Source organism: Kineococcus vitellinus (assembly GCF_009906315.1).
GTDB classification, from domain to species: domain Bacteria; phylum Actinomycetota; class Actinomycetes; order Actinomycetales; family Kineococcaceae; genus Kineococcus; species Kineococcus vitellinus.
On record NZ_JAAALL010000091.1, the window covers coordinates 1 to 14,679 of the forward strand.

General features: G+C 76.6%; 11 protein-coding genes. 1 reads left to right on the forward strand and 10 read right to left on the reverse strand.

All coding sequences use genetic code 11. From position 1 onward, the window contains the following. From tmk to GTQ99_RS10240, 6 genes are all read right to left on the reverse strand, one after another. Positions 1 to 2,170: dTMP kinase (tmk, locus tag GTQ99_RS10215; protein ID WP_338074891.1), on the reverse strand; the 2,170-nt coding region annotated here is incomplete at its 3' end. Between the two features lie 85 nt (positions 2,171 to 2,255). Then, entirely contained in the window at positions 2,256 to 5,156 is a 2,901-nt protein-coding gene (topA, locus tag GTQ99_RS10220) for a type I DNA topoisomerase (RefSeq protein WP_166615629.1), read from the reverse strand. Positions 5,157 to 5,377: 221 nt separating this feature from the next. After that, on the reverse strand, positions 5,378 to 6,901 hold the full coding sequence (locus GTQ99_RS10225) for a DUF7059 domain-containing protein (RefSeq protein ID WP_166615630.1): 1,524 nt from the start codon (positions 6,899 to 6,901) through the stop codon (positions 5,378 to 5,380). 47 nt (positions 6,902 to 6,948) lie between these two features. Continuing rightward, positions 6,949 to 9,375: a sodium-translocating pyrophosphatase gene (locus GTQ99_RS10230; RefSeq protein WP_166615631.1), complete on the reverse strand. Its 2,427-nt coding sequence runs from the start codon at positions 9,373 to 9,375 to the stop codon at positions 6,949 to 6,951. Between the two features lie 202 nt (positions 9,376 to 9,577). Continuing rightward, positions 9,578 to 10,009: an ATP-binding protein gene (locus GTQ99_RS10235; RefSeq protein WP_166615632.1), complete on the reverse strand. Its 432-nt coding sequence runs from the start codon at positions 10,007 to 10,009 to the stop codon at positions 9,578 to 9,580. A gap of 27 nt (positions 10,010 to 10,036) precedes the next feature. After that, positions 10,037 to 10,405 carry an anti-sigma factor antagonist gene (locus tag GTQ99_RS10240; protein ID WP_166615633.1) on the reverse strand — a complete coding sequence of 123 codons (369 nt, stop codon included), beginning with the start codon at positions 10,403 to 10,405 and terminating at the stop codon, positions 10,037 to 10,039. Positions 10,406 to 10,592: 187 nt separating this feature from the next. Between GTQ99_RS10240 and GTQ99_RS10245 the strand changes: the two genes are divergently transcribed. Further along, the gene (locus tag GTQ99_RS10245; RefSeq protein WP_166615634.1) at positions 10,593 to 12,953 is read left to right on the forward strand and encodes a DEAD/DEAH box helicase; all 2,361 of its coding nucleotides are present in this window, start codon (positions 10,593 to 10,595) and stop codon (positions 12,951 to 12,953) included. Here the strand turns inward: GTQ99_RS10245 and GTQ99_RS10250 are convergent. The 4 genes from GTQ99_RS10250 to GTQ99_RS10265 form a co-directional block, all read right to left on the reverse strand. Next, positions 12,914 to 13,300 (reverse strand): Rv3654c family TadE-like protein, encoded by a 387-nt coding sequence (locus tag GTQ99_RS10250; protein WP_166615635.1) that lies wholly within the window; start codon positions 13,298 to 13,300, stop codon positions 12,914 to 12,916. The two genes, GTQ99_RS10245 and GTQ99_RS10250, sit on opposite strands and share 40 nt — an antisense overlap. Then, on the reverse strand, positions 13,297 to 13,779 hold the full coding sequence (locus GTQ99_RS24365) for a TadE family type IV pilus minor pilin (protein ID WP_205707179.1): 483 nt from the start codon (positions 13,777 to 13,779) through the stop codon (positions 13,297 to 13,299). Before GTQ99_RS24365 ends, GTQ99_RS10250 begins: the two co-directional genes overlap by 4 nt. A 10-nt stretch (positions 13,780 to 13,789) precedes the next feature. Continuing rightward, positions 13,790 to 14,014 carry a DUF4244 domain-containing protein gene (locus tag GTQ99_RS25020; protein WP_205707180.1) on the reverse strand — a complete coding sequence of 75 codons (225 nt, stop codon included), beginning with the start codon at positions 14,012 to 14,014 and terminating at the stop codon, positions 13,790 to 13,792. 165 nt (positions 14,015 to 14,179) lie between these two features. Further along, positions 14,180 to 14,679 (reverse strand): type II secretion system F family protein (locus tag GTQ99_RS10265; protein WP_166615636.1); only part of this gene is annotated, 500 nt, incomplete at its 5' end.

Here is a 14,679-nt window from a genome sequence, read left to right on the forward strand (position 1 = left end):
GGCTGAACCCCACCTCGGGCAACGTGCTGCTCAAGACCGTCGAGGAGCCGCCGCCGCAGACGGTGTGGGTGCTGTGCGCGCCCGCGGGGGCCGGCAGCAGCGGGGCGAGGTGCTCGCGCAGGCGGCGCTGCACCGACTCCGCGCCGCCGGTGGCGTCGAGGACGAGGTAGCGGGCGGGCTCGCGGCGGGCCAGCAGCAGGAACTGCTCGCGCACGCGGGCGTGGAAGGCCTGCGACTCCGCCTCCAGGCGGTCCTCCCCCGCCCGGGAGGCGTCCCGGCCGCGGCGCTGCGCGGCGGTGGCGGGGTCGACGTCGAGCACGACGGTCAGGTCGGGCAGCAGCCCCTGCGTGGCCCAGGTGGACAGCTGCTCGACCTCGGCGGCCGGCAGCGCCCGCCCGGCGCCCTGGTAGGCCAGCGAGGAGTCCACGTAGCGGTCGGTGAGCACGACCGCGCCGCGGCGCAGACCGGGCCGCACGACCTCGGCGACGTGCTGGGCGCGGTCGGCGGCGAAGAGCAGCGCCTCGGCGCGCGCGTCCAGCGGCGGGCGCTGCGCGGCGGCGTCCGCACCGGCCAGCAGCACCTCGCGCAGGGCGCGGCCGGTGGCCGTGCCGCCCGGTTCGCGGGTGACGACGACCTCGTGGCCGAGGCCGGCCAGCCAGTCGGTGAGCAGCCGGGCCTGGGTGGTCTTGCCCGAGCCGTCGCCGCCCTCGAGGGCGAGGAAGAACCCGCCCGCCTCGCGGGCGGGGCGCGGCGCGGACCCGGTGGCCGGCCGCGCCGGCCCGTCGCCGTCGCCGTCGGTCCCGCCGCGCAGGGCCTGCAGGAGGTCGGCGCGCAGGCTGGTGCCGCGCCGGTCGTCCATGTGCCGGTAGGCGAGGACGCCGGCGAGCGCGGTGAGCACCCCGGCCAGCGCCATCGCCAGCGCGGCGCCGGAGTAGGTGACCGACCAGTGCGGGGTGGGCGCCAGCGTGCGCTCGCCGAGCAGCTGCGCCACCCACGGCGCCGCGAGCACGACGGCGATGACGACGACGCGGGTGCTGGAGCCGACGAAGGAGAACGTGCGCCCGCGCACGTCGTCGTCGACCTCCAGGCCGAGCAGCGTGTAGGCCGACACGTAGGCCAGGCCGGTGAACAGCCCCAGGGCCACGACGAACAGCGCGGCGACGACGATGTTCGCCACGAGCGCGACGAGCACGAGCGCCGCGCCGGCCGCGGTCAGCGCCAGGCCGAAGACGCGCCGCCGGCTGAGCCCGGCCAGCCAGCGCGGGCCCTGCCACACCCCCAGCGCGACACCGGCGAAGACGGCCATGACGACGACGCCGTAGCCGGGGTCGCCGGCGCCCAGGCCGGTGACGAAGGCGCGGCCCAGGCCCAGCACGACCCCGCCGGCGGCGAAGGCGACGAGCATCCCGAGGACCAGCCCGCGCAGCAGCGGGGAGGCGCCCACGAACCGCCAGCCCTCGACGATGTCGCGCCCGAGCGTGGGCGCCAGGCCGCCGGTGCGCGCCCGCGGGGTGCGCGGGGGGATGTCCAGGCGCCAGATGACGGCGGCCGCGACGAGGAAGGTGACGGCGTTGACGTACATCGCCAGGTCGGACTGGCTGCCGGCCAGGAAGGGCAGCACGTTGTCCAGGACGCCGGTGAGCAGGGTCAGCGCGATGAACGCCAGGCCCGCGACGGGCGCGGAGCCGTAGGTGGCCACCAGGCTGACCTGGTTGGCCACCTCCAGCTGGCGGGCGGGCACGAGGTTGGGCACCGTCGCGTCCTTGGCCGGACCCCAGAAGAGCGTCACCAGCTCGATGAGCAGCGTGGCGACGTACAGCCAGGTCAGGCTGCCGGCGATCGGGATGGACAGGAACAGCCCGAAGCGCAGCAGGTCGCCGACGACCATCGTGGCCCGGCGGTCCAGGCGGTCGGCCAGCGCACCGGCCAGCGGGCCGAGCAGGGCCGCCGGGGCCAGCTGCAGCACGAAGACCGTCGAGACGGCGACGCTGGTCTGGGTGGCGCTGCCGCCGGCCAGCTGGGTCAGCCCGGCGGCCGTCCCCAGCTTGGCGAGCATGCCCAGCCAGTCGCCGAAGCTGGAGAGCATCAGCGACAGCCACATCCGGCGGAAGTCGCGGTTGCCGGCCAGCAGCGCCCGGACGTCGTGGTCGGGAGCTGCGGCAGGTCTCACGCCGTCAGGGTAGATGCCTGCCCGGACAGCTCCGGTGCCGGCGACGCGGGTGCGGGCACCCCGGGCGCGTCGCCGGCACCGGGGGTCAGGACTCGGCAGCCGCGGCGCTCTTCGCGGCCGTCTTCTTCGCGGCCGTCTTCTTCGCCGGTGCGGCCGTCTTCTTGGCCGTCGTCCTCTTGGCGGCGGCCTTCTTGGCCGTCTTCTTCACCGGCCCCTTGGCGCGCTTCTCCGCCAGCAGCTCGGCGCCGCGCTCGGCGGTGATGGTCTCCGGGTCGTCGTCCTTGCGCAGGGTCGCGTTGGTCGTCCCGTCGGTGACGTACGGGCCGAAGCGGCCGTCCTTGACGACCATCGGCTGACCGGACTCGGGGTCGGGGCCGAGCTCCTTCAGCGGCGGCTTGGCCACCTGCCCGCGGCGCGTCTTCGGCTGCGCGTAGATCGCGAGCGCCTCCGGCAGCGTGATGGAGAAGATCTGGTCCTCCTCCGCCAGCGAGCGCGAGTCCGTGCCCTTCTTCAGGTACGGGCCGTAGCGGCCGTTCTGCGCGGTGATCTCGTCACCGGTCTCGGGGTCGGCGCCGACCACGCGCGGCAGCGACAGCAGCTGCAGCGCCTGCTCCAGCGTCACCGTGTCCACGGACATGTCCTTGAAGAGCGAGCCCGTGCGCGGCTTGGCCTTGGCGGCCTTCTTCGCGGTGCGCTTCTTGGGCGCCCCCTCCGCCTGCGCGGCGCGCTCGGCCACGGCCGTGGCGGGGGCGTCGTCCTCGACCAGCTCGGTGACGTAGGGCCCGTAGCGGCCCACGCGCGCCACGATCGTGCGGCCCGTCGCTGGGTCGGTGCCGAGGACGTTGTCGCCGTCGGACTGGGAGGTCAGCAGCTCGCGCGCCTTCTCCACGGTCATCTCGTCGGGCGCGACGTCGTCGGGGACGGAGGCCTTGAGCAGCTCGCCGGTCTCGGCGTCCGGGCCCTCCAGGTAGGGGCCGTAGCGGCCGACGCGCAGGACGATGCCCTCGCCGATCGGCACGGTGGAGATCTCGCGGGCGTCGATGGAGCCGAGGTCGTCGGCCAGGCCCTTGATGCCCTCCATGCTCGCCGGCGCGCCGCCGGCGCCGTCAGGGCCGCCCGAGCCGTCCGGAGCGCCCGAGCCGTCCGGGCCGCCGGGGCCGCCCGACGTGCCCGCGGGGCCGTCGGCGCCGAAGTAGAACCTCGTCAGCCAGTCGACGCGCTCGGCCTCGCCGCGCGAGATCGCGTCGAGGTCGTTCTCCATCCCGGCGGTGAAGTCGTAGTCGACGAGCTTGGGGAAGTGCTCCTCCAGCAGCCGGGTCACCGCGAACGCCAGCCACGTGGGCACCAGGGCGGAGCCCTTGTAGCGCACGTAGCCGCGGTCGACGATCGTGGAGATGATCGAGGCGAACGTGGACGGCCGCCCGATCCCCTTCTCCTCCAGCGTCTTCACCAGGCTCGCCTCGGTGTAGCGGGCCGGCGGGGTGGTCTCGTGGGCGTCGGTGGCCAGGTCCCGGGCGGTGAGCGCGTCACCCGCGACGACCTGCGGCAGCCGGCGGTCGGTGTCGTCACCGGCGTCCTGCTCGTCGCGGGTCGCGTCGCGGCCCTCCTCGTAGGCGGCGAGGAAGCCGCGGAAGGTGATGATCGTGCCGGAGGCGGAGAACTCGGTGTCGCGCCCGTCGGCCGTCCTCGCGCCGACGCGGACCGTCGCGGTCGTGCCGCGGGCGTCCTGCATCTGCGAGGCGACCGTGCGCTTCCAGATGAGGTCGTAGAGGCGGAAGTCGTCGCCGCGCAGCTCGCCGGAGACCTGGGCGGGGGTGCGGAAGGTCTCCCCCGCGGGGCGGATGGCCTCGTGGCCCTCCTGGGCGTTCTTCGACTTCGAGGCGTACACGCGCGGGGAGTCCGGCACGTACTCCGGCCCGTACAGCTCGCGGGCCTGCGCCCGCGCCGCCGACAGCGCCTGCGAGGACAGCTGGATGGAGTCGGTGCGCATGTAGGTGATGTAGCCGCGCTCGTACAGGCTCTGCGCGGTGCGCATCGCCTGGCGGGCGTTCAGCCGCAGCTTGCGGGAGGCCTCCTGCTGCAGCGTGGAGGTGATGAAGGGCGCGGCGGGGCGGCGGGTGTACGGCTTCTCCTCCACCGCGCGCACCGCGAAGGAGGCGTCGGCCAGGCCCTCGACGATCGCCTGCGCGGCGGCCACGTCCAGGTGGGCCACGTCGCGGCCCTTCAGCCGCCCGGTGTCGTCGAAGTCGCGGCCGGTGGCCACGCGACGGCCGTCGACGCTGGTGAGGCGGGCGCCGAAGGCGGAGTCCCCCTCCGGGGCGAAGGTGGCGGTGACGTCGGCGTAGCCGGCGGCGCGGAAGGCCATCCGCTCGCGCTCGCGCTCGACGCACAGCCGGGTCGCCACCGACTGCACGCGTCCCGCGGACAGCCCGGCGCGCACCTTGCGCCACAGCACCGGCGACAGCTCGTAGCCGTAGAGGCGGTCCAGGATGCGGCGGGTCTCCTGCGCGTCGACGAGGCGGTCGTCGATGTCGCGCAGCTCGCGCGCGGCCTGCTGGATGGCCTCGCGGGTGATCTCGCCGAAGACCATGCGGCGGTAGGGCACGCGCGGCTCCAGCGCCTGCACCAGGTGCCAGGCGATGGCCTCGCCCTCGCGGTCGCGGTCGGTGGCGAGGATGAGCTCGTCCGCCTCGCGCAGCGCCCGCTTGAGGTCGTTGACCTTCTTCTTCTTGTCGTCGTCGACGACGTAGTAGGGCTCGAAGCCGTGCTCGACGTCGACGGCGAACTTGCCGTACGGGCCCTTCTTGACGTCGTCGGGCAGCTGCGAGGGCTGCGGCAGGTCGCGGATGTGGCCGTAGCTGGCCTCGACCTGGTAGCCCGGGCCGAGGTAGGTGGAGATCTTGTCGATCTTGCTGGGCGACTCGACGATCACCAGCCGGCGCAGTCCGTCACCGGACGTCGGGGATGCCTGGGACTTGCCCGCCACTGGTCCTGCCTCTCGCCTTCGATCGCTGCCACCGCCGGGACTCGTCCGGCCCTGCGCCGTCACGCCCTGCTGGTGCACTCTCGCACGCCGCGGAGCCGCGTCGTGCGCCTTCAATGTCGCACGGCCCCGACCTCCCCGTGCAACCCGCCGCCTCCGGGCAGCACACCTCGACTCGTGATCTTCCACGGTGCACCGTGGAAGATCACGAGTCGTCCACAGGCTCAGGGCAGCAGGAGCAGGCCGTCGGCGAGGAGGTCGCGCACCCGGGGGAAGAGGCGGGCGCGCACCGCGCCGACCTCCTCCTCGCCGAGCACCGCCAGACCCGCGCTGACCTGCGCCAGCGTCAGCTCCCCGTCGCACGCGCCGACCAGCCCCGCGAGGTCCCCGTCCACCTGCGCGACGCGGCGCAGGCCGCCGCCCTGGCGCAGCAGCACGATGCGCGGATCCGGGTCGCCGGGGGTGTGGTAGCGCTCGTCGGTGACGTCGGGCGCCACCCGCGGGGCCAGCTCGCCCAGCGCGTCGTCGTCGAGGACGGCCAGCCGGTCGTGCGCGGCCAGGCCGGCGGCGAAGACCTCCCCCAGCGGGTCGCCGAGCGCCGCGAGGTTCTCCTCGAAGCGGCGCAGCGGCGCCCCCGCCCGCTCCGGGCGGCGCAGCGTCACGACGCCGAAGCCGACGCCCGTGACGCCGCGGGCGGCGAAGTCGTCCAGCCACGCCGCGTACAGCTCGTCGAAGCGCGGGCCGGCCTTCTGGCCGCCGTCGCGGATCCACGTCTCCGCGTACAGGGCCGGGTCGGCCACCTCGCGCTGCACGACCCAGGCGTCCAGGCCGGTGCCCTCCAGCCAGTGCTCCAGGCGCTGCGACCAGCTCTCGCCCTCGTGCAGCTCCCAGTTGCCCAGCAGCTGCGCGACGCCGCCGGGGGCCAGCACGTCGCCGACCCCGCCGACCAGGCGGGCCACCAGGGAGTCGCCGGGCATCCCGCCGTCGCGGTACTCGTAGGTCGGCACCGCGCCGGTGCGGGGGGTGATGACGAACGGCGGGTTGGAGACCACCAGCCCGAAGCGCTCGCCCTCCTCCACGGGCTCCAGCAGCGAGCCCTGCCGCAGGTCCAGGGCCACCTCGTTGAGCGCGGCGTTGACGGCCGCGAGGTCCAGCGCGCGTTCGGAGGTGTCGGTCGCGGTGACCCGGCGCGCGTGCCGGCTGGCGTGCAGGGCCTGGATCCCGCAGCCGGTGCCGATGTCCAGCACCCGCTCCACGGGCGTGCGCACCGTCGCCGAGGCCAGCGTCAGCGAGGCACCGCCGACGCCGAGGACGTGGTCGGCGGCCAGCGCCTGGCCCGTGGCCAGCTCGCCGAGGTCGCTGACCAGCCACCACTCGGCCGCACCGGCCGCGTCGTCGACGGTGTACGGGCGCAGGTCCACCAGCGGGCGCACCTCGTCGTCGGGCCCCTGCCCGGCGGCGGTGACCAGGCCGAGGGCCTGCGCGCCCGCGGTGCCGGTGCGCGGCAGCGCCGCGTCCAGCTCCGCGCGCCGCACCGCCCGGCCCAGCGTCGCGCAGCGCAGCAGCACCGCGGCCGGCTCGCGCGAGCCCTCGGTGGCGCGCAGCGCCGGCAGCGGCTGCTCGCGCTCCAGCGCCGCCGAGGCGACGTCGCCGACGAGCTCGCCGACGCCGTCGACGGTGTAGTTCGCGGCGCGCAGGTCCTCGCGCAGGCCGGCGAGGAGGGCACGGGGGTCGGGACCGGGGCTCACGCCGCAGGAGTCTGCCCGACGGGGCGCACCGGCGGTCGCCGGCCCGCTCAGCCGTTGGGGTGGACGTCCTCCGCCGCACCGCGCACGTCCACCCCGCCGGCCGCGCCGGTGGTGCCACCCGCCGCGCCACCGGCGAGCGCGCCGCCCGCGGCACCCTCGACCGCGCCGCCGACCGGGCCGCCCGTGGGGGCGGCCATGTCGACGCGGCGGTTCCGGCTGGTGACGACGGCGACGACGATGATCAGCGTCGCGACGGCGGCGATGCCGTAGCGCGCCCACGCGTTGGCGTCGACGCCGATGGACAGCGTCACCACGGCGGGCGCCACCAGCAGCGCCACGAGGTTCATCACCTTGATGAGCGGGTTGACCGCGGGTCCGGCGGTGTCCTTGAACGGGTCGCCGACGGTGTCGCCGATGACGGTCGCCGCGTGGGCCTCCGAGCCCTTGCCGCCGTGCCGGCCGTCCTCGACGATCTTCTTCGCGTTGTCCCAGGCGCCGCCGGCGTTGGACAGGAAGACCGCCATGAGCACCCCCGCGGCGATCGCCCCGCCGAGGAAGCCCGCCAGCGGTGCGACGCCGAGGCCGAAGCCCACCGCGATGGGCGCGAACGCGGCGAGCAGGCCCGGGGTGGCCAGCTCGCGCAGCGCGTCGCGGGTGCACAGGTCCACCACGCGCCCGTGGTCGGGCTGCTCGGTGCCCTCCATGATCCCGGGGTGCTCGGCGAACTGGCGGCGCACCTCCAGCACGACGGCCCCCGCGGAGCGGCCCACCGCGTTGACGGCCAGCCCGGAGAAGAGGAACACCACGGCCGCCCCCAGCAGCATCCCCACCAGCGTGGTCGGGGTGGAGACGGAGAAGTCGCCGATGGTGCGCTGCAGGTACTGCGAGGGCGCGTCGATGCCGACGACGGCCTCGTTGATGCGGTTCACGACGGCGTCCTGGTAGGAGCCGAAGAGCGCGGTCGCCGCCAGCACGGCCGTGGCGATCGCGATGCCCTTGGTGACGGCCTTGGTGGTGTTGCCCACCGCGTCCAGCTCGGTGAGGATCGCGGCGCCCTCCTCGTCGACGTCGCCGCTCATCTCGGCGATGCCCTGGGCGTTGTCGCTGACGGGCCCGAAGGTGTCCATCGCGACGATGACGCCGACCGTGGTCAGCAGCCCGCAGCCGGCCAGCGCGACGAGGAACATCGCCAGCGCGAGCACGCCGCCGGCGAGCAGGAAGGCCAGGAAGACCGCGCCGGCGATGACGAGGGTCGTGTAGACGGCCGACTCCAGGCCCAGCCCGACACCGGCCAGGACGACGGTGGCCGCACCGGTGGTCGAGGCGTCGGCGACGTCGTTGGTGGGCCGCCCGTCGGTGCCGGTGAAGCGGCCGGTGATCCACAGGATGAGGACGGCCAGCAGGATGCCGAGGAACACCGCGCCCAACGCGACCGCGCGCGGGTCGCCCGCCAGCCCGGCGACGCTCTCGTCGGCCCCGCTGAGCTCGGCGAACGAGCCGGGCAGGAAGGCGAAGCAGGCGGCCGCCGTGCCGGCCAGGGCGATCGCGGCGGAGGCGTAGAAGGCGTTCTGGATGGAGGTCAGCCCGCTGACGCCCGGCCGGGCGCGCACCAGCACCACGCCGAGGGCGGCCGTGACGGCGCCGATGGCCGGCACGAGCAGCGGCAGGACGAGGCCGTCCTCGCCGATGGCGGTGCTGCCGAGGATGACGGCCGCCACGATCGTCACCGCGTAGGACTCGAAGAGGTCGGCGGCCATCCCGGCGCAGTCGCCGACGTTGTCGCCGACGTTGTCGGCGATGGTGGCCGGGTTGCGCGGGTCGTCCTCGGGGATGCCCTGCTCGATCTTGCCGACGAGGTCGGCGCCCACGTCGGCGGCCTTGGTGAAGATGCCGCCGCCGACGCGCATGAACATGGCCAGCAGCGCGGCGCCGAAGCCGAACCCCTCCAGCACGGTGGGCGCGTCGGGGCCGAAGGCCAGCACCGCCACCGAGGTGCCGAGCAGGCCCAGGCCCACGGTGGTCATGCCGACGACGCCGCCGGTGCGGAAGGCCAGCCGCATGCCGCGCTCGCGCCCGCCGGCACCGGTGCGCGCGGCCGCCGCGACCCGCACGTTGGCCCGCACCGCCAGCGACATGCCCAGGTAGCCGATGGCCGCGGAGAAGCCCGCGCCCAGGACGAACGCGCCGCTGCGCGCCGCCCGCAGGTCCCAGCCGTCGGCGGGCAGCGCCAGCAGCAGCAGCAGGACCGCGACGGCGAACCAGGCGAGGGTGCGGAACTGCCGGCGCAGGTAGGCGGCGGCGCCGCTCTGCACGGCCCCGGCGATCTCCTGCATCCGCTCGGTGCCCTCGTCGGCGACGAGGACCTGCCGTCGGAAGACCCAGGCCGCGAAGAGGGCCAGCACGGCGACGACGGCTACGGCGAGGACGATGCCCTGCGCTGAGCTGGAAAGGTTCTCCGACGCGGTCGGGGACATCCGTCCTCCTCGACGAGTGACGACCTTGCGACCGAGGGTAGGGCAGTGATCCGGGGACGGCTACGCCCGCCGCGCCGCGCACCGGCAGGCCCGGGGCGGACCGGGGCCGACGCCGCGCGCACCGGGCGAGCCTCGCGCGAACGCCCGCGAGCCCCGCCCGGGGACCGGGGGGGCTGTGAGCGCAGGGGAGCCGCCCGCGGGGTCAGGCGCCGTCGGCCTGCCGCGACCAGCTGAGGACCATGCCGCCCGCGGCGGCGGTCTGGGTGCTGGAGTCGGCCGTGCCCGCCATCAGCGCCATCGACAGCGGGTCGGTGGCGGCCAGGGAGCCCGCAGGCCCCTCCAGCGGGTCGCCGTGCTCGTCGCACTGCACGACCGTCACGTCCAGGCGGTCGTCGTCGTCGCACAGGCGCATGTCGACCAGCCCGACCTCCGCGGGGGCCGGCGACAGGCCGAGGCCCCCGCTCGCGGTGGGAGCGGGGGCGACGGCGCGGGCGCAGGCCTCACCGATCGCGATCCGGATCTCGTCGAGCTGGTCCTCGCAGAACCCGGCGCGCCGGGCCACGGAGACCGCCACGAGCCGGGCGGTGCGGACGTGCTCGGCGAGCGGCGAGAACCGCAGGGCGACGGTGGGCACGGTCTGGGCTCCGGAGCGCGGGCGACCTCAGGAGGTCGCGTTGGCCTCGTCGGCCGCGGTCGACGCGGCGATCGCGTCGGCGACGGTGTCGTGGATCGGGAAGACCTTGGTCAGCCCGGTGATGCGGAACACCTTCAGGATCTTCTCGCGCTGGCACACGAGGTGCAGGGACCCGTCGTGCGAGCGCACGCGCTTCAGGCCCCCGACGAGGACGCCGAGCCCGGTGGAGTCGAGGAACTCGACACCCTCCATGTCCACCACCAGGTGGTGGTGGCCGGCACCCACGAGTTCGTTGAGGCGCTCGCGCAGGGTCGGTGCGGTGTACACGTCGATCTCGCCGGACACCTCGACGACGGTCCGGCCGCTCTCCTCACGGCTGGTCACCGACAGGTCCACAGGACCCCTCCTCGCTGCTGGTCTGCTGCCCGCTGGTCGCGTGCAGGCTTTCGTGCGGTGCTCTTGCGGTGTTCGTGCGGGGCCGCTGGGGGCGACCTCCCTGGCATTCAACCATCGCGGTGCGTGAGCGGCCTGTCCAGCGAAGGCGCGTCCGGGGGCCGCGGGCCGCCTGGAGGACACTGGCCGGGTGGAAGCGCGCTGGCAGCACCTGCTCGACGCGGGTGCGCGCAGCGACCGGCTGCGCCACGTCGAGGCGCTGCCCGCGCGCGCCGGGGAGCGGGTGCCCTGGCCGGCCTGGGCCGACCCGGACGTCGTCGCCGCGCTCGCCCGCAGCACCGGCGGCCTGCCCTGGCGCCACCAGGTCGAGACCGCCGAGAGCGTGTGGGCCGGGCGCTCCACCGTGCTCGCCGCCGGCACCGCCTCCGGCAAGTCGCTGGCCTTCCAGCTGCCGGTGCTGACCACGCTGCGCCGCACCGCGCAGCAGGCGCCCGGCGGCCGGGGCGCCACCGCGCTGTACCTCTCGCCGACCAAGGCGCTCGCGGCCGACCAGGAGCAGCGGCTGCGCGGGCTCGGCCTCGGGGACGCGCCCGGGCCGGTGAGCAGCACCTACGACGGCGACACCCCGCCGGAGGTGCGCCGCTGGGTCCGCCAGCACGCCGCGCTCGTGCTCACCAACGTGGACATGCTGCACCGCTCGGTGCTGCCCGGCCACGAGCACTGGGCGAGCTTCCTGCGCCGGCTGCGCTACGTGGTCGTCGACGAGCTGCACACCTACCGCGGCGTCTTCGGCTGCCACGCCTCCGCCGTCCTGCGCCGGCTGCGGCGCGTGGCGGCCCGCTACGGCGCCGACCCCGTCTTCGTGCTCGCCTCCGCGACGGTCTCCGAGCCGGCGACGACCGCCCGGCGGCTCACCGGCGTCCCGGTGCACGCCGTCACCGCCGACACCTCCCAGCGCCCCGCCGTCTCCGTGGCCCTGTGGGAACCGCCGCAGCGGCCCCCCGCCCCCGGCGAACCGGCCGGGAAGGTGCCCGAGCGCCGCACCGCGACCGCCGAGAGCGCCGACCTGCTCGCCGACCTCGTCCTCGACGGGGTCCGCACGCTGGCCTTCGTGCGCAGCCGCGCGGGTGCGGAGTCCGTGGCGGCCGGCGCCCGGCGGCGGCTGGCCGAGGTCGACGAGGACCTGCCGTCGCGGGTGCGCGCCTACCGCGGCGGCTACCTGCCCGAGGACCGCCGCGCGCTGGAGGAGGCGCTGCGCTCGGGGCGGGTGCTGGGCATGGCGACCACGAACGCCCTCGAGCTCGGCGTCGACGTCGCCGGGCTCGACGCCGTCCTGGTGGCCGGCTGGCCCGGCACCCGCGCCTCCTTCTGGCAGCAGGTCGGGCGCGCCGGCCGCCGCGGGGAGCCGGCGCTGGGCGTCTTCGTCGCCCGCGACGACCCGCTGGACACCTTCCTCGTGCACCACCCGGAGGCGCTGTTCGGCGCCGGGGTGGAGGCCAGCGTCCTGGACCCGGACAACGCCTACGTCCTGGCCCCCCACCTGGCCGCCGCCGCCCAGGAGCTGCCGCTCACCGAGGCGGACCTGGACGCCTTCTCCCCCGCGGCGCGCGAGGTCGTCGACCTGCTCGTGGCGCGCGGCCTGCTGCGGCGCAGGGCGACCGGCTGGTACTGGACGCGCCGCGAGCGCGCCTGCGACCTCACCGACCTGCGCGGGGCCGGCGGCAGCGTGCGCATCGTCGAGGCCGGCACCGGCCGGGTGCTGGGCACCGTCGAGCGCACGTCGGCCGACGCGCAGGTGCACCGGGGCGCGGTGCACCTGCACCAGGGCCGCACCTACCTCGTCGACGAGCTGGACCTGGAGGAGTCCGTCGCCGTCGTGCACCCCGAGCCGGACCCGGGGTTCACCACCCACGCCCGCTCGACGTCGGACGTGCGGGTCCTGCGGGTCGGCGCGCAGCGGCGGTACGGCCCGCTGACGGTCTGCTCGGGGGTCGTCGAGGTCGGCAGCCGGGTGACGGGGTTCCTGCGACGGCGGACGGGCACGGGGCAGGTCCTCGGCGAGGAGGGCCTGGACCTGCCGCTGCGCACGCTGCGCACCCGCGCGGTGTGGTGGACCCTCGACGCCGACGCCGCCGAGGCGGTGCTCGGCGACGCGACCCGGCTGCCGGGTGCGCTGCACGCCGCCGAGCACGCCTCGATCGGGCTGCTGCCGCTGCTGGCCACCTGCGACCGCTGGGACCTGGGCGGGCTGTCGACGCCGCTGCACCCCGACACCGGCCTGCCCACGGTCTTCGTCCACGACGCCGTCCCCGGCGGCGCGGGGTTCGCCGACCGCGGCCACGAGCGCGTCGCGGACTGGCTGGGCGCCACCCGCGACGCCGTGCGCGCCTGCCGCTGCAGCGACGGCTGCCCCGCCTGCGTGCAGTCCCCCAAGTGCGGCAACGGCAACGAGCCCCTCGACAAGGCCGGCGCGCTCGCCGTGCTGGAGCTGCTGGTCGGCGCCCTGGGCGCTCACCGGGACCCCTCCACCGCGGCCGCCTCCGTCGCCTGACCGGCCCGGGCGCGCGCCACCGCCTCGCCGAGCGCGGCCGGCGGACCGGCCGGCAGCACCGCGGCGCTCACCGCGACCGACCCGTCGCCGCGCACCGCGCAGCCCACCAGCCGGGCGCCGTGGGCGCGCAGCACGGCGGCCGCGCGCTCGCACGGCGCACCGCTCGCCCGGCCGGCGAGCACGTCGGCGCCGGCGAGCGCGGCGAGGTCGGCCGCGGACTCGGCCCGGTGCCGGGCCAGCACGGCCGAGGACAGCCCCAGCACGCCGAGGCCGACGCTCAGCAGCGCGGCGCAGGCCGCGAGCACGAGGACGCTGCCGGAGCCGCGGTCGCGCGGTCCGCCCCTCACGGCTGCCCGCCGCGCGCGCCGGCCGGCGCCGTGCCGTGCACCGCGGCCTCCACCGCGCCCTCCACCGCGCCCTCCACCGCGCCCTCCACCGCCGCCGTCGCCGTCCCGCGCGCCAGGACGTCCCCGCCCCACGGCCCGGCCAGCGACTGCCGCGAGGTGACCTCGACGACGACCGCGCCCGCGCCGGCGCGGACCACGACCGCTGCACCGCGCGGAGCGAGCGCGGTCGCGGTGGCCCGCACCACGGCCGGGTCCTCGCCCCGGGCGGCGACCCGCGCCGCCACCCGGGCGGCGTCGACGCAGCCGACCTGGGCCAGGACCACCCGGCCCGCCGCGAGCACCACGGCCAGCAGTACCACGAGCGCGGGCAGCGCCAGGGCGAACTCCGCGGTCACCGACCCCGCCTCGCCCCGGCGCCGGGCGCGCCCGCTGCGCCCGGCGCGCCCGCTGCCGGTGCACCTCGCACCGGTGCGCCTCACGTCGGCGTCCTCATGCCAGCGACAGCGCCTGCTGCACGATCCGCACGAGCATCCCGCGGACCTCGTCGCTGCTGAGCACCGCGATGAGCAGCCCGGCGAACCCGCAGGCGGCCAGCGTCGCCATCGCGTACTCGGCCGTCGCCATCCCCGCGTCCGGCGGCAGCGGGTCCCCCTCCCGCACCCGCCCGGCTCCTCGTGCGCTTCCCCGTGCGCTCGTGCCGACCTGCTCGTCCACGTGCCCTCCTCCACCCGGCGCAGCGGCCGGTCCGCGGGCCGGTGCTCCCGGCCCGCCGCCACTGTCCGCGGCCACCGGGGCGCCCGCGGCACGCCCGCCGGTGCTGTGGACGCGGCCCGCCCGCGCGCGGGCTGTGGGGACGACGGCGGCGCCCCACCGGGCCGCTCAGCCGCCCAGCAGCTCGCCCGCCAGCGTCAGCACGACCGGCACGACGCCCAGCAGCAGGAACGCGGGCAGCGTGCACAGCCCCAGCGGCAGCACCAGGAGCGCGGACAGCCGCGCGGCCGCCGCCTCCGCCGCCCACCGCCGCTCCGCGCGGGCCGAGGCCGCCGCGGAGACCAGCAGCGAGGCCGCGGGTGCACCGGTGCGCGCGGACAGCAGCAGCGCGTCGGCCAGCGGCCGCCAGCGGTCGCCGCACTCGTCCTCCAGCGCGCTCCAGGCGGCCTCGGCGTCCCCGCCCCAGGTCAGCTGCACCGCCACCCGGCGCAGCGCGGCCGGGACGGCGGCAGCCGCACCCCCACCGGCGTCCCCCAGCGCGTCCCCCAGCACGTCCAGGGCCGCCTCGAGGGCGCGGGCGGGCGGCAGCCCCGCCTGCACCCCGGCCGCCACGAGGTCGAGCACCAGTGCGACGTCCGCCTCGCCGGGCGCGGCCGGGGTGCAGGCGG